Source organism: Mycobacterium sp. (genome assembly GCF_032159775.1).
Taxonomy (GTDB): Bacteria; Actinomycetota; Actinomycetes; order Mycobacteriales; family Mycobacteriaceae; genus Mycobacterium.
Genome location: NZ_JAVHWK010000001.1, coordinates 1 through 20,093, shown reverse-complemented (window position 1 = coordinate 20,093; position 20,093 = coordinate 1). Strand labels below are relative to the sequence as shown.

Annotated in this window: 22 protein-coding genes and 1 pseudogene; 13 read left to right on the top strand and 10 right to left on the bottom strand. The window is 65.6% G+C overall.

Annotation, left to right across the window (positions count from 1 at the left end):
• The first annotated feature begins 29 nt into the window (after positions 1 to 29).
• The 4 genes from ipdE1 to fadA6 are packed head-to-tail and all read left to right on the top strand — an operon-like array spanning position 30 to position 3,706.
• Complete coding sequence (gene ipdE1, locus QOJ24_RS00115) at positions 30 to 1,178, top strand: acyl-CoA dehydrogenase IpdE1 (RefSeq protein ID WP_526257895.1); 1,149 nt, start codon at positions 30 to 32, stop codon at positions 1,176 to 1,178.
• Entirely contained in the window at positions 1,175 to 1,963 is a 789-nt protein-coding gene (ipdF, locus tag QOJ24_RS00110; RefSeq protein ID WP_526257893.1) for a (5R,7aS)-5-hydroxy-7a-methyl-1-oxo-2,3,5,6,7,7a-hexahydro-1H-indene-carboxyl-CoA reductase, read from the top strand. Before ipdE1 ends, ipdF begins: the two co-directional genes overlap by 4 nt.
• Positions 1,960 to 2,565 (top strand): TetR family transcriptional regulator KstR2, encoded by a 606-nt coding sequence (gene kstR2, locus QOJ24_RS00105; RefSeq protein WP_526257891.1) that lies wholly within the window; start codon positions 1,960 to 1,962, stop codon positions 2,563 to 2,565. Before ipdF ends, kstR2 begins: the two co-directional genes overlap by 4 nt.
• A complete protein-coding gene (gene fadA6, locus QOJ24_RS00100) occupies positions 2,558 to 3,706 on the top strand; it encodes a steroid 3-ketoacyl-CoA thiolase FadA6 (RefSeq protein ID WP_526257889.1) in 1,149 nt (382 codons plus the stop codon). Before kstR2 ends, fadA6 begins: the two co-directional genes overlap by 8 nt.
• Before the next feature lie 34 nt (positions 3,707 to 3,740).
• On the opposite strand, the gene QOJ24_RS00095 is transcribed toward fadA6, so the two are convergent.
• The 6 genes from QOJ24_RS00095 to echA20 are packed head-to-tail and all read right to left on the bottom strand — an operon-like array spanning position 3,741 to position 8,611.
• Positions 3,741 to 4,484 (bottom strand): hypothetical protein, encoded by a 744-nt coding sequence (locus QOJ24_RS00095; protein WP_526257887.1) that lies wholly within the window; start codon positions 4,482 to 4,484, stop codon positions 3,741 to 3,743.
• Positions 4,481 to 5,134, bottom strand: a complete 654-nt coding sequence (locus QOJ24_RS00090) for a SatD family protein (RefSeq protein ID WP_526257885.1) — start codon at positions 5,132 to 5,134, stop codon at positions 4,481 to 4,483. The genes QOJ24_RS00095 and QOJ24_RS00090 overlap by 4 nt, the downstream gene beginning before the upstream one ends.
• A 42-nt stretch (positions 5,135 to 5,176) precedes the next feature.
• Positions 5,177 to 6,238, bottom strand: a complete 1,062-nt coding sequence (ipdC, locus tag QOJ24_RS00085; protein WP_526257883.1) for a (3aS,4S,5R,7aS)-5-hydroxy-7a-methyl-1-oxo-octahydro-1H-indene-4-carboxyl-CoA dehydrogenase — start codon at positions 6,236 to 6,238, stop codon at positions 5,177 to 5,179.
• Positions 6,235 to 6,984, bottom strand: coding sequence for a cholesterol ring-cleaving hydrolase subunit IpdB (gene ipdB, locus QOJ24_RS00080; protein ID WP_526257881.1), 750 nt, complete (start codon positions 6,982 to 6,984; stop codon positions 6,235 to 6,237). Before ipdB ends, ipdC begins: the two co-directional genes overlap by 4 nt.
• Positions 6,981 to 7,859, bottom strand: a complete 879-nt coding sequence (ipdA, locus tag QOJ24_RS00075; protein ID WP_526257879.1) for a cholesterol ring-cleaving hydrolase subunit IpdA — start codon at positions 7,857 to 7,859, stop codon at positions 6,981 to 6,983. The genes ipdB and ipdA overlap by 4 nt, the downstream gene beginning before the upstream one ends.
• Complete coding sequence (gene echA20 / locus QOJ24_RS00070) at positions 7,856 to 8,611, bottom strand: (7aS)-7a-methyl-1,5-dioxo-2,3,5,6,7,7a-hexahydro-1H-indene-carboxyl-CoA hydrolase (RefSeq protein WP_526257877.1); 756 nt, start codon at positions 8,609 to 8,611, stop codon at positions 7,856 to 7,858. The genes ipdA and echA20 overlap by 4 nt, the downstream gene beginning before the upstream one ends.
• 56 nt (positions 8,612 to 8,667) lie before the next feature.
• Between echA20 and QOJ24_RS00065 the strand changes: the two genes are divergently transcribed.
• From QOJ24_RS00065 to QOJ24_RS00040, 6 genes and pseudogenes are all read left to right on the top strand, one after another.
• Positions 8,668 to 9,459 carry an SDR family oxidoreductase gene (locus QOJ24_RS00065; protein WP_526257876.1) on the top strand — a complete coding sequence of 264 codons (792 nt, stop codon included), beginning with the start codon at positions 8,668 to 8,670 and terminating at the stop codon, positions 9,457 to 9,459.
• A gap of 17 nt (positions 9,460 to 9,476) precedes the next feature.
• Positions 9,477 to 10,382, top strand: coding sequence for an SDR family oxidoreductase (locus QOJ24_RS00060; RefSeq protein WP_526257874.1), 906 nt, complete (start codon positions 9,477 to 9,479; stop codon positions 10,380 to 10,382).
• Between the two features lie 120 nt (positions 10,383 to 10,502).
• The gene (locus QOJ24_RS00055; RefSeq protein ID WP_526257872.1) at positions 10,503 to 10,778 is read left to right on the top strand and encodes a hypothetical protein; all 276 of its coding nucleotides are present in this window, start codon (positions 10,503 to 10,505) and stop codon (positions 10,776 to 10,778) included.
• A pseudogene (locus QOJ24_RS00050) lies at positions 10,718 to 10,915 on the top strand (NADP-dependent oxidoreductase); the annotation flags it as partial. The gene QOJ24_RS00055 and the pseudogene QOJ24_RS00050, both read left to right, overlap by 61 nt.
• 156 nt (positions 10,916 to 11,071) lie before the next feature.
• The gene (locus QOJ24_RS00045; RefSeq protein WP_526257949.1) at positions 11,072 to 12,043 is read left to right on the top strand and encodes a TAXI family TRAP transporter solute-binding subunit; all 972 of its coding nucleotides are present in this window, start codon (positions 11,072 to 11,074) and stop codon (positions 12,041 to 12,043) included.
• Positions 12,040 to 14,142, top strand: a complete 2,103-nt coding sequence (locus QOJ24_RS00040) for a TRAP transporter permease (RefSeq protein WP_526257947.1) — start codon at positions 12,040 to 12,042, stop codon at positions 14,140 to 14,142. The genes QOJ24_RS00045 and QOJ24_RS00040 overlap by 4 nt, the downstream gene beginning before the upstream one ends.
• Here the strand turns inward: QOJ24_RS00040 and QOJ24_RS00035 are convergent.
• The 4 genes from QOJ24_RS00035 to QOJ24_RS00020 are packed head-to-tail and all read right to left on the bottom strand — an operon-like array spanning position 14,139 to position 16,903.
• On the bottom strand, positions 14,139 to 14,588 hold the full coding sequence (locus tag QOJ24_RS00035; protein WP_526257871.1) for a nitroreductase family deazaflavin-dependent oxidoreductase: 450 nt from the start codon (positions 14,586 to 14,588) through the stop codon (positions 14,139 to 14,141). The genes QOJ24_RS00040 and QOJ24_RS00035 overlap by 4 nt on opposite strands.
• A gap of 35 nt (positions 14,589 to 14,623) precedes the next feature.
• The gene (locus QOJ24_RS00030) at positions 14,624 to 15,295 is read right to left on the bottom strand and encodes a mycothiol-dependent nitroreductase Rv2466c family protein (protein ID WP_526257945.1); all 672 of its coding nucleotides are present in this window, start codon (positions 15,293 to 15,295) and stop codon (positions 14,624 to 14,626) included.
• Positions 15,296 to 15,350: 55 nt separating this feature from the next.
• A complete protein-coding gene (locus QOJ24_RS00025; RefSeq protein ID WP_526257869.1) occupies positions 15,351 to 15,740 on the bottom strand; it encodes a DUF8021 domain-containing protein in 390 nt (129 codons plus the stop codon).
• The gene (locus QOJ24_RS00020; RefSeq protein ID WP_526257867.1) at positions 15,737 to 16,903 is read right to left on the bottom strand and encodes a steroid 3-ketoacyl-CoA thiolase; all 1,167 of its coding nucleotides are present in this window, start codon (positions 16,901 to 16,903) and stop codon (positions 15,737 to 15,739) included. Before QOJ24_RS00020 ends, QOJ24_RS00025 begins: the two co-directional genes overlap by 4 nt.
• A gap of 121 nt (positions 16,904 to 17,024) precedes the next feature.
• Here QOJ24_RS00020 and QOJ24_RS00015 point away from each other — a divergent pair, with 121 nt between their 5' ends.
• The 3 genes from QOJ24_RS00015 to fadE29 all read left to right on the top strand — a co-directional run.
• Positions 17,025 to 18,296 carry a cytochrome P450 gene (locus tag QOJ24_RS00015; RefSeq protein ID WP_526257865.1) on the top strand — a complete coding sequence of 424 codons (1,272 nt, stop codon included), beginning with the start codon at positions 17,025 to 17,027 and terminating at the stop codon, positions 18,294 to 18,296.
• A 27-nt stretch (positions 18,297 to 18,323) separates the two neighbouring features.
• Positions 18,324 to 19,340 (top strand): acyl-CoA dehydrogenase family protein, encoded by a 1,017-nt coding sequence (locus QOJ24_RS00010; protein ID WP_526257863.1) that lies wholly within the window; start codon positions 18,324 to 18,326, stop codon positions 19,338 to 19,340.
• Positions 19,325 to 20,093 (top strand): acyl-CoA dehydrogenase FadE29 (fadE29, locus tag QOJ24_RS00005; RefSeq protein ID WP_526257861.1); only part of this gene is annotated, 769 nt, incomplete at its 3' end. The genes QOJ24_RS00010 and fadE29, both read left to right, overlap by 16 nt.

Here is a 20,093-nt window from a genome sequence, read left to right as displayed (position 1 = left end):
GCAAGTGCTTGGTAGGTTAGCCTACAGGGGTGATAGAGGTCCAGGAGTTCCGGGCCGAGGTCCGCGATTGGCTCGCCGACAATCTGGTCGGCGATTTCGCTGCGCTCAAGGGCCTGGGCGGACCCGGTCGCGAGGATGAGGCTTTCGAGGAACGGCTGGCGTGGAACAAGCACCTGGCGGCCGCAGGCATGACGTGTTTGGGCTGGCCCGAGGAGCACGGCGGTCGCGGCCTTTCGGTCGCTCACCGCGTCGCCTTCTATGAGGAGTACGCCAAGGCCGACGCCCCCGACAAGGTCAACCACTTTGGCGAGGAACTGCTCGGGCCGACGGTGATCGCCTATGGCACACCGGAGCAACAGCAGCGCTTCCTTCCGAAAATCCTCGACGTGACCGAGCTGTGGTGCCAGGGCTATTCGGAGCCCGGCGCCGGGAGTGATCTGGCGAACGTGTCGACCACCGCCGAACTCGACGGCGACCAGTGGGTGATCAACGGGCAGAAGGTCTGGACGTCGATGGCGCACCTCTCGCAGTGGTGCTTCGTGGTGGCCCGCACCGAGAAGGGATCGAAGCGACACGCCGGCCTGTCGTATCTGCTGGTGCCGCTCGATCAGCCCGGTGTCCAAGTGCGACCGATCGTGCAGTTGACCGGGACGGCGGACTTCAACGAGGTGTTCTTCGACGACGCCCGCACTGACGCCGACCTCGTTGTCGGCCAACCCGGCGACGGCTGGCGGGTCGCGATGGGCACGCTGACATTCGAACGCGGAGTGTCGACCCTGGGTCAGCAGATCCGTTACGCCCGTGAGCTTTCCAATCTCGCCGAGGTGGCCAAGAAGACCGGTAGCGCCGATGATCCGCTGATTCGCGAGCGATTGACGCGATCATGGGTCGGTCTGCAGACGATGCGGTCCTACGCCCTGGCGACCATGGATGTCGAGCAGCCCGGCCAGGACAACGTGTCCAAGCTGCTGTGGGCCAACTGGCACCGCGATCTCGGTGAGCTGGCGATGGACATCGTCGGCAAGGCCGGCCTGGTCGCCAAAGACGGGAAGTTCGACGCGTGGCAGCATCTCTACCTGTTCACCCGCGCCGACACCATCTACGGCGGGTCGAACGAAATCCAGCGCAACATCATTGCCGAGCGGGTGCTCGGCCTACCCCGTGAGGTGAAGGGTTGAGCCTCTCTCAGGCCCCGAAAGAGATTGACGGACACGGACTTCTGACGGGGAAGGTCGTCGTCGTCACCGCCGCCGCAGGCACCGGTATCGGCTCGGCGGTTGCCCGCCGAGCGCTCGCCGAGGGTGCCGACGTCGTCGTCTCCGACCACCACGAACGCCGGCTCGGCGAGACCAGAGACCAGCTGGCCGGACTCGGGCTCGGCCGGGTGGAGAGCGTGGTCTGCGATGTGACGTCCACCGCGCAGGTCGATGCGCTGATCTCGTCGACGACCGCGCGGATGGGCCGCCTCGACGTGCTCGTCAACAACGCGGGTCTGGGCGGCTCGACCCCGGTCATCGGCATGACCGACGAGGAGTGGGACCGGGTGCTCAACGTGACGCTGACGTCGGTGATGCGGGCGACACGCGCCGCCCTGCGCTACTTCCGGGACGCCGACCACGGCGGCGCGATCGTCAACAACGCCAGCGTGCTCGGTTGGCGGGCCCAGCATTCACAGTCGCACTACGCCGCGGCCAAGGCGGGCGTGATGGCCCTGACCCGCTGCAGCGCAATCGAAGCCGTCGAGCACGGCGTACGGATCAACGCGGTGTCGCCGAGCATCGCGCGACACAAGTTCCTCGAGAAGACCAGCTCGTCGGATCTGCTCGACCGACTCTCCGAGGGCGAGGCCTTCGGCCGAGCCGCCGAACCGTGGGAGATTGCGGCCACCATCGCGTTTCTGGCCAGTGACTACTCGAGTTACCTGACCGGCGAGGTGATTGCGGTATCGAGTCAGCGCGCATGACAGAGCAACCGGCGGTCAGTCGCCGCGACGAGCTGCTGGAGCTCGCCGCGTTGATGTTCGCCGAACGTGGCCTTCGCGCCACCACCGTTCGCGATATCGCCGACTCTGCAGGCATCCTCTCCGGCAGCCTGTATCACCACTTCAAAAGTAAAGAACAGATGGTGGAGGAGGTGTTGCGAGATTTCCTGGACTGGCTGTTCAATCGCTACCAGGCGATCGTCGACACCGAGCCCAACCCGCTCGAGCGGCTCAAGGGACTGTTCATGGCATCCTTCGACGCGATCGAGCACCGGCATGCACAGGTCGTCATCTACCAGGACGAGGCCAAGCGGCTTTCCGGGTTGCCGCAATTCCAGTTCGTAGAGGCCCGCAACAAAGAGCAGCGGCAGATGTGGCTGAACCTGCTCAACCAGGGCGTCGAGCAGGGATGCTTCCGACCCGATATCGACGTCGACCTGGTGTATAGGTTCATCCGCGACACCACATGGGTTTCCGTCCGCTGGTATCAGCCGGGTGGACCGTTGACGGCCGAAGAAGTTGGCCGACAATACCTTTCAATCGTCCTTGGCGGGATCACCAAAGAAGGAGCCAAGAATGTCTGAGGCATACGTCATCGAAGCTGTACGTACCGCGATAGGCAAGCGAAACGGGTCGCTCGCCGGTGTGCATCCAGTGGATCTCGGGGCCGCCGGGTGGCGGGGTCTGTTCGACCGTGTCGACGTCGACCCCGGTGCGGTCGACGACGTGATCGCAGGCTGTGTCGACGCGATCGGACCGCAGGCGGGCAACATCGCCAGGCTGTCCTGGCTGGCCGCCGGATACCCCGAAGAGGTGCCCGGTGTCACCGTGGATCGGCAATGCGGATCGAGCCAGCAGGCCATTTCTTTTGGCGCACAGGCCATCATGTCGGGAACCGCTGATCTGATCGTGGCCGGCGGCATGCAGAACATGAGCCAGATTCCCATCTCCTCGGCGATGACCGTCGCGGAACAATTCGGCTTCACATCGCCGACAAATGAATCCAAGAGCTGGCTGCACCGCTACGGAGACCAGGAGATCTCGCAATTCCGCGGAGCAGAGCTGATCGCCGAGAAATGGAACATCTCGCGTGAGGAGATGGAGGAGTACTCCCTGGCCAGTCACCGGCGCGCGCAGGAGGCGATCCGCGCCGGGCACTTCGAGAACGAGATCTTCGGCGTTGACGGGTTCGTCACCGACGAGGGACCGCGCGACACGTCGCTCGAGAAGATGGCGGGCCTCAAGACTCTCGTCGACGGTGGCCGGCTGACCGCCGCGATGGCGAGCCAGATCTCCGACGGGGCCAGCGCGGTGCTGCTGGCATCCGAGCAAGCGGTCAATGAGCACAACCTGAAACCGAGGGCGCGAATTCACCACATCAGCGCCCGCGGAGCCGATCCGGTGTTCATGCTGACCGGCCCGATCCCCGCGACGAGATACGCGCTCGAGAAGACGGGCCTGTCGATCGACGACATCGACACCGTCGAGATCAACGAGGCGTTCGCCCCAGTGGTGATGGCCTGGTTGAAGGAGACCAAGGCGGACCCCGAGAAGGTCAATCCGAACGGCGGCGCGATCGCACTCGGTCATCCCTTGGGCGCCACCGGCGCAAAGCTGTTCGCCACCATGCTCAATGAACTCGAGCGCACCGGCGGCCGCTACGGACTGCAGACCATGTGCGAGGGCGGCGGCACCGCCAACGTCACAATCATCGAGCGGCTCTAGCGATCACCGAGAAGCACATCTGCTGCCCATCGAGCTACTGAGCGGTTGTCAGCACCAGTCCGCCGAGCGCGATGATCCAGCTGGCGAAGCTGCCGACGAGGAAGTACTCGGTGACGGCGTCGATGCCGATGTTGCCGTTCTCGCGGGCCTTCGCGGCGTTGATCTCAGGGAACCGGATGATGCTCTTTGCCGCGACGACGGCGGTGGCGGCGGCGAGTTGACCGGCCAGACCCAGCCCGAAGATCAGGGTGCGTTCCATCGGGCCGAGCAGACGACCGCCCTTGAGCCGGTCGGACGGCTGCGGCTGCCCCTCGGGTTTCACGGCACCGACCGAACCGAGCACCAGCCGCACCAGCTGGTTGCCGGTGACGAACTGCAGTAGTACGGCGCCGACGATCATCAGCAACCGGTTCGGGCTGACGTCGCCGATGCCGGCAATCTCGACCCACGCGCTCCAACGCTCTACGAGGCCGCTGACGTCGGAAGCCCAGCCGTTCAACAAGATCAGAGCCGCGAGCGCAAGCCCGAACACCGCCAAGGGCGCGCCCTCGTGATCGCCGGATCGTTCGGCACGAGCACCCAGCAGGACCCAACCGACGCCTGCGGCGGCCGCGATCGCCAACAACGCCACGTCGCCGCGGTGCCACAGCTCCGACAGCGCGGCGCATACGACGACCACGGCGGGTGCTACCACCGCGGGAACCCATATCGGACGCGTCAGCCGACGGACTCCGTCGGCGATGCCCATCGCGATGAGCATCACCGCAAGGACGCTCATGGCACGCTCCGGAGGTACTCCGACGCCACGACGATGAGGTCGAGACCGTCGCGTCCGGAGCGCTGCGACACCGCAGAGGGGCTGATGCCTTCTGCCGCGGCGATGTCCTTCTTTGTCCGGTTCTCCAACAATGCCTTCACAATCCGTGTCGATCGGTCGTCAATCGATCCAAGCAGGTGGTCCCGACAAATCAGCGCGGCGTTGATCGCGTCGACGTCGGTCCTGGTCTCGGCTGCGGCTCGGAGGGAGGTTCGGACCAGCGTCAGTCCGGGTTGGCGCTGAGCCGATGCCGTCCACTCGATGGCTTCGCGGGCGGCCCACCAGCCCGGACCGTCCTGAATGCCTGCGCTCTCGTCGAGCATGGTGACCCCGCCCCAGCCGATGCCGAACCGCACGTCGATGTCGGGTGCGATGGACAACCGCAGCGAAAGCGCCGCATCGATCGCGAGGCCGACACGTGTGAACGCGCCCTGGAATTCGTCGCCGACCGTGAAGGCCGGCGGGTCGATCGCCGCTGCGGCGACGTCTCGCAGGGCCTTGTTCAGCGCTCGGTGGGTGCCGGCGCGGTCGGCAACGGTCCGCGAACCGACGACGTCGCCGATGAGGGTCGCCCGCAAATTTGATGAAGCGCTATTCTTCATCCTCGCCATATGAAGAGTATAGCTTCAATTGCCAAGACTGAAGCAAACGTCTTAATCGACTAGGGCGGCCGCCGCCTGCAGGTGTTTGATCGCGTCGTTGACGATGGTCTCGACAAGCTCCGCACACGTTGGCAGGTCCTCGACTATCCCGGCCACCTGGCCCGACGCCAGCACGCCCGCATCGGTGTTGCCCTCGACCAACCCGGCCTTGAGCAACATCGGTGTGTTGGCGGCCATCACCACCTGCGACCAGGTCAGCTCCTTGCCGTGCCGCATCTGTAGCCCGTCGCTGATCATCGACCGCCAGGTCATCTTCGACATCTTCTTGAACTTCGCCGCGTTGCGTACCGCTGCACTGAACCCGCGCAGTCGCGAACCGCTTTCGAGCTTCTCCACCAGCCCGGTTCGCAGCACTCGATGCGGCATGCCGTCGACGCGGGTCGACACCACGGTGCCGTCGAGACCGGCCTGCAGATAACGCTGCTTGACGTCGTCCGGCACGGTGGAGTCCGACGTGAGCAGGAAGCGGGTGCCCATTGCGACGCCCGCGGCGCCGTATGACAGGGCGGCGGCCAACCCACGGCCGTCGAAGAATCCGCCCGCGGCAACCACGGGAATGTCCACGGCGTCCAGCACCGACGGCAACAGCAGCGTGGTGGCCACCGGCCCTGTGTGGCCGCCACCTTCGCCGCCCTGAACGATCACCGCGTCGGCACCCCAGCCGGCCACCTTCTTGGCGTGCTTGGCCAACCCGACCGACGGAATCACCACGACACCAGCCTCTTTGAGCCTGGCGATCAGATCCGGCTTCGGTGCGAGCGCGAACGACGCCACCCGGACGCCTTCGGAGATGAGTAGATCGATCCGGTCGACGGCATCGCCCGCATCGGCACGGATGTTGATGCCGAACGGCTTATCGGTGGTCGCTTTCACTTTGGTGACCGCGGTCTGAAGCTCTTCCAGCGTCATCGTCGCCGACGCAAGGATGCCGAGACCTCCCGCGTTGGATGTCGCCGCCACCAGCCGCGCGCCCGCCACCCAACCCATTCCGGTCTGGACCACCGGATGGTCGATGCCGACCAATTCAGTAAGGGGGGTGCGTAGCTTGCTCATGTCCGTACTTCCTTGTCCCGCAGCGACTTGGGATCGATCACCTCACGGATCAGCTTCAGCTCGTCGGCGGTGGCGAGTCGCGTCTCGTCGGCCTCATCCAGTCCGTGCACCTCGAAAGAGGTGTTCTCGCGGACCTGTTCGGCATCGATGCCCGGATGTAGCGACACCGCCCGCATGGTGTGCTCGGGGCCGTTGAAGTCGAATACACCGAGGTTCGAGACCACGCAGAAGACGTTGACGAACCGGTATGCCGGATTGTCGGGATCGACCTTGTTCCAACCGATCCCGGACACGATGTCGACGCTGTCGCAGAAGACGCGCTTGGAGTGGTTGCCGACCCAGTAACTGGTCGCGTGGTTGATCGTGTTTCCGGGAGCGCCGCGCACACCGAACATCTGACGGGTCGGGTGCTGCAGTGGCCCGAACGCGGACAGGTTCTGGTTGCCGTACCGGTCGACCTGGTTCGCGCCCATCACGACGTGCCTGCGCCCCCAAGCCAGCGTCTCGAAGACCCGGCCGAACGGCATCCATCCCTCGATCGCGCCCGCCGCACCGATCGCCGGGGTATCGGCCAACAGCCGAGCCTCGCCGTCGGTGAGCACTATGTCAGGGGAGAACGTCAGGCGCGCCAACCGTGCGCCGATCGAGACCATGGTCGCCATCGGGCTGACCATGATCTCGCCTGCGTCGCGGAACAGCTCGGCACACGCGACGGCGCACACCTCTGCACGGGACACGGAAATCACTTCGCCTCCTCGACGAATCTGGCTACGGCCGCTTGGTAATCAGCCTCGCTGCCGGCCAGGTAGGTGCTGACGAACTGCTGCCATGTCTCGTCCGACGCGGCGGCTTCTGCATAGTGGCGCTGGAACTTCTCGTCTCGCTTGTAGTCGGGTTCGGCGGTGGTGAAGTGCGCCCCGTTGGGCGCCTCGACGACGCTGTCCACCATCATCCGGTTGATCAGCAGCGCCTGCGGCGGAACTGATTTCACCAACTCTTCGGTCGGCACCACCGTCTCGACGGACAGCAGGCGGTTCTGCGCGGCCATCAGGAACAGGTCGTCGAAGTACGGGTCGATACCGGTGTAGGCGGCGTTGCCTTGCTGGTCGCCGATGTTGAGGTGCACGAACGCCGCGTCGAGGTTCAGCGCGGGCATCGCGAGGAGTTCCTCGTAGCCGCCGTCGGTGGGGTAGGGGGACCGTACTGTCTGTAGCTCCTCACCCCAGAACGCGCGTACGTCGCTGCCAAGGCCGGCGCGAATCGGCAGGAACGGAAGTCGTTGTGCGGCAGCCTGCAAGCCGCATCGCAGCATGCCTTCGTCCATCTCGCGAGACTCGATCGCACCGGTGGTGCGCGCCTTGGCGAACCACGGATCGTAGAACGGCGGCGAATCCAGCGATACGAATCCGTAGTACACCCGCTTGACCTTGCCCGCCGAACAGAGCAAGCCGAGGTCGGGCCCGCCGTAGGTGACCACGGTCAGGTCGGTGACGTCGGTACGCAGCAGTGCGCGGACAAAGGCCATCGGTTTGCGCCGCGAACCCCATCCGCCGATGCCAATGGTCATTCCGCTCTCGACAACGGCTACCGCGTCATCGAGAGTTGTTCGCTTGTCGCTCATTTAGTTCCCTTGTCCGTCCCGGCGAATGCGTCGCGATGCTCGTCGGACACCCCGGACAGGTTCAGCTCGAAGGTGAAGCCCTGTTCCATCCGGTAACTGGAGTTGACCTTCTGCACGTCGATGAGATTCAGCGCCTCTTTGGCCGCCCGGATGACCCGGGTGTCCTTCGAAGCGATGTCGCGCGCGACCCGGAGCGCGGACTCGTCCAGGTCGGCACGCGGGACCACCTCATGCACTGACCCGAAGTGGTGCAGGGTCGCGGCGTCCACGGTGGCGGCGGTGAAGAACAGTCGGCGCATCATGTGCTGTGGCACCAGCCGCGACAGGTGGGTGGCCGCACCGAGGGCGCCGCGTTCCACCTCGGGCAGGCCGAAAGTGGCGTCGTCGGAGGCAACGATCACGTCGGCGTTGCCCACCAGGCCGATTCCGCCGCCAACACAGAACCCGTTGACGGCGGCAACCACAGGAACCGCGCATTCATAAACCGCGCGGAAGGCCTCGAAGCAGCCGCGGTTGGCGTCGATCAACGCGGTATACCCCTCGGTCTTCTGCATCTCCTTGATGTCGACGCCTGCGTTGAACCCGCGGCCCTCGGACCGAAGGATCACGACATGGGTGGACTGGTCGCGGCCCGCGGCCGTAATCGCGTCCCCGAGTTCGAACCACCCTCGGGACGGGATCGCGTTGACGGGCGGGTAGTCGACGGTGACCGAGACGATGCCCGGTTCGACCGACTTGGTGGTGATCGACATCTTGTCTCCTGCAGGGTCGGCTACCTAAGCAAGCACTTGCTTGGTACGCTAGCACAGTGACCGACGGGGCTGACAGTGCTGGTGTGGCGGGCATCGACCTGGGGCTGAGCGGCCGCATCGTCCTGGTGACCGGCGGCGTGCGAGGGGTTGGCGCCGGTATCAGCGCGGTCTTCGCCGACCAGGGTGCCACCGTCGTGACGTGCGCGAGGCGGCCGGTCGAGGGGTCGCCGTACGAATTTCGTCCCTGCGATGTTCGCGACGACGAATCGGTGAAATCGCTCATCGATGCGATCGTCGCCCAGCACGGCCGCCTCGACGTGGTGATCAACAACGCGGGTGGGTCGCCCTACGTACCCGCCACGGAGGCGTCAGCCAGGTTCAGCGCCAAGATCATCGAGCTCAACCTGCTCGGGCCCCTCTCGGTGTCGACGCACGCAAACACCGTGATGCAGACCCAGGCGCGTGGCGGGTCGATCGTCAATATCGCCAGCGTCAGCGGCAGGCGGCCGACGCCGGGAACCGTGGCATACGGCGCCGCGAAAGCGGGCCTGGAGAACATCACCAGCACCCTGGCCGTCGAGTGGGCGCCCAAGGTGCGGGTGAACTCGGTCGTCGTCGGCATGGTCGAGACCGAGCAGTCCGAGCTCTTCTACGGGGACGCCGATTCCATCGCAGCGATCGCGAAGAACGTGCCGCTGGGCAGGCTCGCGAAACCGGCCGACGTCGGCTGGGCCGCGGCCTTCCTCGCGTCGAACGCGGCGTCCTATATCAGCGGAGCATCGCTGGAAGTGCACGGCGGCGGCGAACCGCCGCACTACCTGACAACGACAACCGCCGACATCAAATAATTAAGGAGACAACAAATATGGGACTGCTCGACGGTCGCGTGGTCATCGTGACGGGCGCCGGCGGCGGCATCGGGCGCGCGCATGCGTTGGCGTTCGCCGCCGAAGGGGCGCGCGTCGTGGTGAACGACATCGGTGTCGGCCTCGACGGTTCGCCGGCAGGGGGAGGCAGCGCCGCGCAGGGCGTCGTTGACGAAATCACCGCTGCCGGTGGCGAAGCCGTCACAAGCGGCGCCAACGTCGCCGACTGGGGCCAGGCCGAAGGCCTGATTGCCACGGCCGTCGACACCTTCGGCGGACTCGATGTTCTTGTGAACAACGCAGGCATCGTCCGCGACCGAATGTTCGCCAACACCAGCGAAGACGAGTTCGACGCCGTGATCGCGGTACACCTGAAGGGCCACTTCGCGACGATGCGGCACGCGGCGGCGTACTGGCGTGCGCAGTCCAAGGCCGGCAACACCCCCGACGCACGCATCATCAACACCAGTTCCGGTGCTGGGCTTCAGGGAAGCGTCGGTCAGGCGAACTACAGCGCCGCGAAGGCGGGCATTGCGGCCATGACGTTGGTCGCCGCCGCGGAGATGGGCCGCTATGGCGTCACCGTCAACGCGATCGCGCCGTCCGCGCGCACCCGGATGACCGAGACGGTTTTCGCCGACATGATGTCGACGGAGGGTAAAGACTTCGATTCGATGGCGCCCGAGAACATTTCGCCACTGGTGGTGTGGCTGGGCAGTGTGGAATCACGTGATGTCACGGGCAGGATGTTCGAGGTCGAGGGCGGCATCATCCGCGCCGCCGAAGGCTGGGCGCACGGGCCCGAGGTCGACAAGGGCGCCCGATGGGATCCCACGGAACTGGGTCCCGTCGTCCACGACCTGCTGGCCAAAGCGCGCCCGCCCGTGCCGGTCTACGGAGCCTGAACCCCAGCACAGCGCACACTGGTAACCGATGCGCGCATACGGCTTCACCGAGATCGGCGGACCCGACAGGCAGGCGACTGGCGGCTGCGCGAAGGCTCTTACGGTCACCGCGGCCCGACGGTGCTGGGTCGGGAAGTTGCGGGGACGGTCGAAAAAGTAGGGCCGGTAGTCTCCGAATTCGCCGCTGCGCTGCCCGTCGCCGCCGCGACCGCGTACGACGCAATGAACCGGTTCGACTTGCCCGAAGGCTCCACGCTGTTGAAGGCCCGCGGGCTCCAGGCGTCGAGGACCGGGTACGTGCGGCAGCACCCGATGGGGTCGACGCCCTCCTCGACATGGTGGGAGGAGATGCCCTGCGGACCGTCGCGGCACTGCTCGGCGATCGGTCCCAACTGACGTCGCTGGCTGACAAGCCGTTGGCGGTCGAGCTGGGTGGCTTCGAGCTCGTTCGTGACCGCAGCACCGCGGGGCTCACCGAGCTGGTGCGTCTGGTGCGGGCAGGCGGCCTGGATCCGCATGTCACCGACGTCCGACCACTATCCGAGGCGCGGGCCGCTCTGGAGCTCGTCGAACAGGGCCACGCGACCGGAAAAGGTCGTTCTGAAATCCCTGAAGGGCGTTTGAAAACTCGCTGTGAAGGTCATCATGATCAAGTGAGGCGGATCACACTGCCGGTCGTCGCCGGCGTAATGCTGTTGGTGTTGGCCGGATGCGGGGGACAACGAGGTGGTGAGGGCGGCGAAGCCGCCAAGGAGCCGACAACGTGCACGGTCGACTCCGACGCCCGCCTGAGCATCGCGACCGGAAACACCACCGGTGTCTACTACAGCCTCGGCGGCGCGCTCGCCGAAGCGATCGGCAAGAGCAGCGGCGGAAAGCTGAAGGCCACTGCGGCCGAGACGTCGGCGTCCCTGCAGAACATTCAGCAGTTGGTGGCAGGTACCCATCAGGTCGCCTTCTCGCTCGCCGACACGGCGGCCGACGCGGTAGAGGGCAAGGAATCGTTTGATTCGCCACAGCCGATTGCGGCGTTGGCCCGGTTGTATCCCAACTACACGCAGGTGATCGCGCGGACAGACTCCGGCATCAACTCCGTCGCCGACATGCGGGGCAAAAGGGTGTCCACCGGAGCGCCGAATTCCGGCACCGAGGTGATCGCAAACCGGATGCTGCAGGCGTCCGGACTGGATCCCGCCAAGGACATCCAGGCGCAGCGCACGGAGTTGGGCAAGACCGTCGAAGGAATGAAGGACGGCTCGATCGATGCGATGTTCTGGTCGGGCGGCCTGCCGACAAGCGGCATCACCGATCTCTTCACGAGCCAGAGCGGCAATGTCAAGTTCATCGACGTCGCAGGCACTTTGGACAAGCTCAAGGAGATCAACACGATCTATGAGCGGGGGGTCATTCCGGCCGCGACGTACCAGACACCCGGTGATGTGCAGACGGTGGTGGTGCCGAACCTGCTTCTGGTGAAGGACGATATGGACGGCAACATCGCGTGCGTCGTGACCAAGGCGCTGTTCGAGAACAAGGCCGAACTGGTCAAGGTGAACAAGGCGGCCCAGGACATCAGCCTGGACTCGGCCCGCCAGACCGATCCCGTTCCACTGCATCCGGGTGCCAAGAAGGCACTCGACGAACTCGGCGCGAAAAGCTGACCGAGCGCGAAGACGACGACGGCCGGCCGGAACCGGCCGGAGGTACCGCGACCAAGACAGCGCCTGCGGCCGCAGCAGCCTATGAAGAAGAGAAGCCCGCCCGCGAGCTGACCGGGTGGGTGAGTCATGCGGTCACGGCCGTGTGCGTCCTGATCGGCGTGTCCGCGATCTATCAGGTGTTCTTGCCGCTGGCGCAGGGCAACCAGGTTTCCCTCATCTACTTCCTGGCGGCCGTGCTGCCACTGACCCTGCTGTGCTATCGCTCCGGTATCCGGTTGTCGCGCAAGGCAAAGACCGAGTCCGACGGTGACGAGCACGACGACGAACAAGACAAACAAGAAGAAGTGCCGGTCGGTAATCCGACGCTCGTGGACTGGTTGCTGGCCGCGGTCGCCCTCGTGGCCTGTCTCTACCCGATACTCCCTTTCGAAATCGCGGGCGGCGGAGGCGGTTTCGATGAGTTCCTCAGCCGACAGGGTACCCCCGCGATGATCGACGTCGTCGTGGGCACCCTGGTGTTACTGCTGGTGCTGGAGGCCTGCAGGCGAACGACCGGGCTGGCTCTGCCGATCGTCTGCCTGCTCGCGCTTGCCTACGCCTACTACGGCGGCTATCTGCCGCAAGGCGCGGCGATCGCACATGCCGGAGTGAACTGGGACCAGATCATCAGCGCGTCGTTCATCCAGTCGACCGGCCTCTACGGTGTGCCGCTCGACGTCGCGGCCACCTACATCGTGCTGTTCACGATTTACGGTGCGGTGCTTGACACGTCGGGCGCCAGCAAGTTCTTCATCGATCTGTCCCTCGCGGCGTTCCGGAGGTCGCGGGCGGCGCCGGGCCGGACGGTGACGCTGGCGGGATTCCTTCTGGGTTCGGTTTCCGGTTCCGGGACGGCGACAACGGTCAGCCTCGGAACGGTGACCTGGCCCATCCTGCGTCGCGCGGGCTATCCGAAGGAGAATGCGGGCGGCATGTTGGCGGCCGCGGGCATCGGTGCGATCCTGTCGCCGCCGACTCTGGGCGCGGCGGCGTTCATCATCGCGGAGTACCTCGGCGTGCCCTACCTGACCGTGCTGGTGTGGGCGATCGCGCCGACGATCCTGTATTACCTGGGCATCCTGTTGGCCGTCGAGATCGATGCCCGCCGGTACGGGACACGCGAAGTCGAGATCAGCGAGCAGTCAGGGTGGCGGCTGCTCGGTAGGTTCGGATACCACCTGATCTCTCTGCTGCTGATCGTGGTCTTCCTCGCGATGGACATCTCGGCGGTGCGGGCGGTGGTCTACGCGATCTTCATTCAGATCGCGCTGTCGTTCCTGGACCGAGAGCACCGGTTGACGCCGGTCAAGCTCTACCGCGCGCTCGGCAAGGGCGTCCGAGGGGTTCTCGCCGTGGCCACCGTCTGTGCCGCCGCAGGCGTGATCGCGGCGATGATCACCAGGACCGGACTGGGCCTGCAGCTGCACTCGATCCTGGTCAGTGCCGCACGGGGAATCACCGAAAACCCGGCGCTGACGCTCACTTTCACCGCGTTGTTCGCTGCGTTGGCGGTGGCGGTGCTCGGCCTCGCTGTGCCGGTGACTGCGTCGTTCGTGATCAGCTGGGTTGTCGTCGGGCCCGCGCTGCAGGACCTCGGCGTCGCAGCGCCTGCGGCAGCGATGTTCGTCTTCTACTTCGCGGTGCTGTCGGAGGTCACGCCACCGACAGCACTGGCGTCCGTCGCCGCGTCCGCGATCACCGGGGGCAGGGTGATGGCCACCATGATGCAGACGTGGAAGTACACGCTGCCTGCGTTTCTGGTGCCGTTCGCTTTTGTCCTGACCGATAACGGCGAGGGGTTGCTCGGCCTACGGTCGATCGGCGACATGGCCTGGACCGCAGCGGTTTCCGCGCTGGGAGTTGCGGCACTCGCGGTCGTGACCGGCGGCTGGTTGATTCGTCGGGCGGGCTGGCCCGAACGGGTGCTGTGCGCGCCGGCGGCGGCCGCGCTGCTCTATCTGCACCCGATGACCATCGTCATCGGTGCCGTCTTATTCGCTATCGCGACCGGCCTGAACCTGGTGCTGCGGCGGCAGCCGGAGCCTGTCGCGGTCGACTAGGGCTCGCAGATCACCAGCGGTATCACCCGGTCGGTCGCCTCGCGGTAGTTGCGATAGGGCGGGTACATCTCGATCAAGCGCGGCCAGTAGTGCCGTCGTTCGTCGTCGGTCGCATCACGGGCAAACAGGTCGAGGTGCTCGCCGCGGATCTGGATGTGCACGTCGGGGTTCTCCCGCAGGTTGTGGTACCACGCGGGGTTCGAGTCGCGCCCGCCGAACGACGCGGGCAACAACACCCGTTCTCCGTCGCGCAGAAACAGCGTCGGAGTTGTTCGCTTTTCGCCGGTCTTCCGGCCGGTCGTGGTGATCAGCGCGGCGGGAAACCGGAGCAACCTGGCACCGAGAAGTCCGTTCGTACGCTGGTAGACCCAGATATGCGCACGTGCAAAGTACTTCATCAGGACGACGACAGCATGTGAGTTCCTGATCGAACGTCGCTCTTTCATGGCCTATGTCTTGCCCACGGCCGGAGCCCGGCAAACTACTTTTTGAGGCGACGGCTTCCGCCGTGCCAATCCTCCTGTTTGCCAACGGATTCGGTGTCGACGCCGAAGCTGGCGAGCTGGGGCCGTTCGCGAAGACTGCGCTTGAGTTCGGCGAAGCCGGCGAACTGCGCCAGGCCGATGACGTGGTCCCAGAGCGCGCCTGCAGCCTCGGGGCTCGGCAGCCGACTGATCACCGGGCCGAAGAACGCGGTGCCATCGGGCGGTTGGAAATGCAGTATCGGGGTGCCGACGTCGCGGCCGGTCAGTGCGAGCGCCTCCTCGGTCTCCGAGCGGATCTCGTCATCGAGCGACGCGTCGTCCAGGGCATCGGCCAACTGGACGGGCAGACCCACGTCGCGCAGCAGCGGCTCGAGGACACGCCTTGCGCCTTGCTCGGCACCGGACAGCGGGTCGATCTCGCGTGGAGTGTCGAAGATGCGGGTGCCGATCGCCTCGTACAACGGGCCGACTACGGCTCTGCCATGCTCGGCACGCGTCCGTGCCGCGACCCTCAGCAGCCGGAGACCGGCCGTGTGCCCGGCCTCGTACCCGGGCGGGAAATGCGCGTCATAGTCGATGTGCGAGTTGAGGATTCGCAGCGAGATTAACCGCCAGTCCACCTGATAGTCGCGCTGCGCCGCGACCAGCCGCACCCACTTGCTGGTCATCCAGGCGAACGGACAGACCGGATCGAAGTAGAAGTGCAGGTCCACCTGCACGATCCTAGGACGTGGTCAAAAACGGGCGGACGATCGCCCGGATGTGGTGGATCTGGCCGTCGGCGGCGGGGATCACGAACGTCTCGTCGACGTGGGCACCCACCCGACGGCCGGCGAGCGACGGCTTGGTGGTCAAGTCGAACCGCGCCCGCACCTGGTCACCGTCGACGGAGTACTCCGGTGGTGTCGCCGACCGGATGACCCGGTACTGGGGGCCGCCGTTGAGGCTGCGCCGCAGATGGTCCCCCGAGAATCCGGTCTTGAAGCCGAACTCGATGCGTACGCACGACGGTGCGAACGGCACGTTGTTCGCATCGTGGTTGACCAGCGCGTCGATGTAAGACTGGGCGGCCGCGATCCGCTCGGCTTCGGTGAAGACCCGCGTTTCGGTCACGAGATCCGCTCGATGATCGTGCCGGTGGACAGTGCGCCGCCTGCACACATCGTGATCAGCGCCGTGCTCTGGTCGGTGCGCTCCAATTCGTGAAGGGCGGTGGTGATCAGCCTGCTTCCGGTGCTGCCCACAGGGTGGCCCAGCGCGATCGCGCCACCGTTCACGTTCACCTTGTCCAGGTCCGGGTTGTGCACCCGCGCCCAGGACAACACGACGGACGCGAACGCCTCGTTGATCTCGGTGATGTCGATGTCGCCCATCTTCATCCCGGCCTTCTCGAGCACCTTCGCCGTGGACTGGACCGGCCCGTCGAGGTGGTAGTACGGCTCGGCGCCGACCAGTGCCTGGCTGACGATCCGCGCCCGCGGCCGCAAGCCCAGCGCCTTGGCCTTGTCTTCGTCCATCCACAGCACCGCGGCGGCGCCGTCGGAGATCTGCGACGACGTGCCCGCGGTGTGGATGCCGCCGTCGATCACCGGTTTCAGCGATGCCAGGCCTTCGAGGGTGGTGTCGCGCAGCCCTTGGTCGCGGGTCACGAATGCGCGCTCGGACGTCGGCTGCTTCTGCTCGTCGAGCACCGGTGCCTCGATGGGTGAGATCTCACGATCGAAGCGGCCCTCGGCCCAGGCCTGCTTGGCCCTGCTCTGCGACTGAAACCCCCACTCGTCGATGTCCTCGCGGGTGATGCCGCGGCGGTTGGCGATCCGCTCCGCGGCGGTGAACTGGTCGGGCAGGTCGATGTCCCACGACTCCGGTCGGAGCACCGAACGGTCGGGACCCGCGTTCGCGCCCAGCCCGATCGCGCTCATCGCCTCGATGCCGCAGGCGATGCCGACGTCGATGGCGCCCGTCGCAATCAGTCCGGCGATCAAATGGTTGGCCTGCTGCCCGCTGCCGCACTGGCAGTCCACAGTGGTGGCGCCGACGTGCTCGGGCAGGCCGGCAACCAGCCAGCCGACCCGGGTGATGTTGTTGGACTGCGCGGCGAACTGCGTCACGCAGCCGCCTATCAGCTGCTCGACCTCGGCGGGGTCGATACCGGCCTTTTCCACGAGCGCCTTCTGGGTGAAGCCCAGGAGCTCGGTGGGATGCAGGCCAGACAACCATCCATGGCGCTTGCCGATCGGGCTGCGGGTGGCTTCGACGATGACAGGGTTACCCATCCCGCCAGGCTAGAACACGTTTCATTACTCTGACAAGCGGAGTTACAGCCGAGCCTTTGATCTGCGGAGAAGGCATGTTTTACTGGCACTAGAACACGTTGCAATTGAGGAGTACTTCGCTATGCCCTGCCCCATTTCGCCCGAGTTCGACTTCCTCGACGCAAGCCTGAACCTGGAGCGTCTACCTGTCGAGGAGCTCGCCGAGCTCCGCAAGTCCGAGCCTATCCACTGGGTCGACGTGCCAGGGGGTACCGGGGGGTTCGGCGACAGGGGCTATTGGCTGGTGACCAAGCACGCCGACGTCAAAGAGGTGTCCAAGCGCAACGACGTCTTCGGCAGCTCGCCGGACGGCGCGATCCCCGCCTGGCCGCAAGACATGACCCGCGATGCGATCGACCTGCAGAAGGCCGTGCTGCTGAACATGGACGCGCCGCAGCACACCCGTCTGCGAAAGATCATCTCACGCGGCTTCACCCCACGCGCCGTTGGACGGCTGGAGGACGAGCTGCGAACCCGCGCCCAGAAGATCGCCGAGACAGCCGCCGCCGAAGGGTCGGGCGACTTCGTCGAACAGGTCTCCTGCGAGCTGCCGCTGCAGGCGATCGCCGGACTGCTCGGCGTGCCCCAGGAGGACCGCGACAAGCTCTTCCGCTGGTCCAACGAGATGACCGCGGGCGAGGACCCGGAGTACGCCGACGTCGACCCCGCGATGTCGTCGTTCGAACTCATCACGTATGCGATGAAGATGGCCGAGGAGCGGTCGAAGAACCCGACCGACGACATCGTCACGACCCTCATCGAGGCCGACATCGACGGCGAGAAGCTCTCGGACGACGAGTTCGGCTTCTTCGTCGTGATGCTCGCGGTGGCAGGCAACGAGACCACCCGTAATTCCATCACCCACGGCATGATCGCGTTCTCGCAGAACCCCGATCAGTGGGAGCTGTACAAGAAGGAACGCCCCGAAACCGCCGCAGACGAGATCGTCCGCTGGGCCACACCGGTGTCGGCGTTTCAACGGACCGCGCTCGACGACACCGAACTCGGCGGCGTGAAGATCAGCAAGGGCGACCGTGTGGTGATGTCCTACCGCTCAGCCAATTTCGACGAAGAGGTCTTCGAGAACTCGCACACGTTCAACATCCTGCGTGACCCGAATCCGCATGTCGGCTTCGGCGGCACGGGAGCGCACTACTGCATCGGTGCCAACCTCGCCAAGATGACCATCAACCTGATCTTCAATGCGGTCGCCGATCGCATGCCCGATCTCAAGCCGATCGGTGAGCCGGAGCGGCTGAAGTCGGGGTGGCTGAACGGCATCAAGCACTGGCAGGTTGACTACACGGGCGCCGGCGAGCCGGCAATCTCACAGAAGTGTCCAGTCGGTCACTGACCCGCAGGCGAATCAAGGAGGATTCGGGTGGACTTCAGTCCAGACGAAGGGCAACAGGCCGTCGCTGACGTCGTCACCTCGGTTCTGGAGCGTGACAACACCTGGGACGCGTTGGTCGCGGGTGGCGTGACGGCGCTAGCCGTGCCGGAACGCGTCGGCGGCGACGGGGTGGGCCTGCCTGAGCTCGCGACCGCGCTGACAGAGATCGGCAGGCACGGCACCACCGGCCCGGCGTTGGGCGTTCTCGGGGCCACCGCGGTGCTGCTGGACCTGGCGTCGGACGCGCAACAGGACCGCTTCCTCGCAGGCATCGGCAAGGGCTCCATCGTGACGCCTGCTCTCAACGAGCCCGGCGCAGCGCTGCCGGACAAACCGACGGCCAAACTCGCGGGCGGCAAGCTGAACGGCACGAAGATCGGCGTTCCGTATGCGGCGCAGGCGGACTGGGTCGTCGTGACGGCCGACACCGGCGTCGTGGTGGTGTCGCCGAAGGCCGACGGTGTGCAGCTCACGCAGACACCGACGGCCACCCATTCCGACGAATACGCGGTGACGTTCACCGATGTCGTCGTTTCCGACGATGACGTTCTGGCGGGCGCGGAGGCGACGCGAGTCAATCAGCTGGTGCTTGCGAGCATCGGCGCGTTCGCGTCTGGCGTCGTCGCCGGCGCCTTGCGGCTGACGGCCGACTACGCCGCCAACCGTGAGCAGTTCGGAAAGCCGCTGTCGACATTTCAGACCGTGGCGGCACAGCTGGCGGAGGTGTACATCGCTTCTCGCACACTGACGTTGGCGGCCACCTCAGTGGTTTGGCGGCTGTCCGAGGGACTGGACGCCGACGAGGATCTGGACGTGCTCGGGTATTGGCTCGCCTCGCAGGCGCCACCGGTCATGCAGCTGTGCCATCACCTGCACGGCGGCATGGGTATGGACATCGCCTATCCGATGGACCGCTACTACTCGACGATCAAGGACCTGACCCGACTGCTTGGTGGACCGTCACACCGCCTCGATCTGGTGGGAGAGCTATGTACATCGAACTGACCCCCGAGCAGAAGCAGCTGCAAGCCGAACTGCGACATTACTTTTCCAATCTCATCTCGCCGGAAGAAGCCAAGGAGATGGAGGCCGACCGGCACGGCAAGGCTTATCGTGCGGTGATCAAGCGGATGGGCTCCGACGGCAAGCTCGGCGTCGGTTGGCCCAAGGAGTTCGGCGGCCTCGGCTTCGGGCCGATCGAGCAGTCGATCTTCGTCAACGAAGCACATCGTGCCGACGTGCCCCTTCCCGCGGTTACGCTGCAGACCGTCGGCCCGACACTGCAGGCGTACGGGACCGAACTGCAGAAGAAGAAGTTCCTGCCCGGAATCCTCGCGGGCGAGATTCACTTCGCAATCGGCTACACCGAGCCCGAGGCGGGCACCGACCTGGCGTCGTTGCGCACCACCGCGGTCCGCCACGGTGACGAGTACATCGTCAACGGGCAGAAGGTGTTCACCACCGGCGGGCACGATGCGGACTACGTCTGGTTGGCGTGCCGCACCGATCCGGAAGCCGCTAAACACAAAGGCATTTCGATGCTGATCGTGGACACGACGGATCCCGGCTACTCGTGGACTCCGATGATTCTGTCCGACGGCGCGCACCACACCAACGCCACCTACTACAATGACGTGCGGGTGCCTGCCGAGATGCTCGTCGGCGAGGAGAACGCCGGCTGGCGTCTGATCACCACGCAGTTGAACAATGAGCGGGTGATGCTCGGACCGGCCGGGCGGTTCGCGGCGCTCTACGACC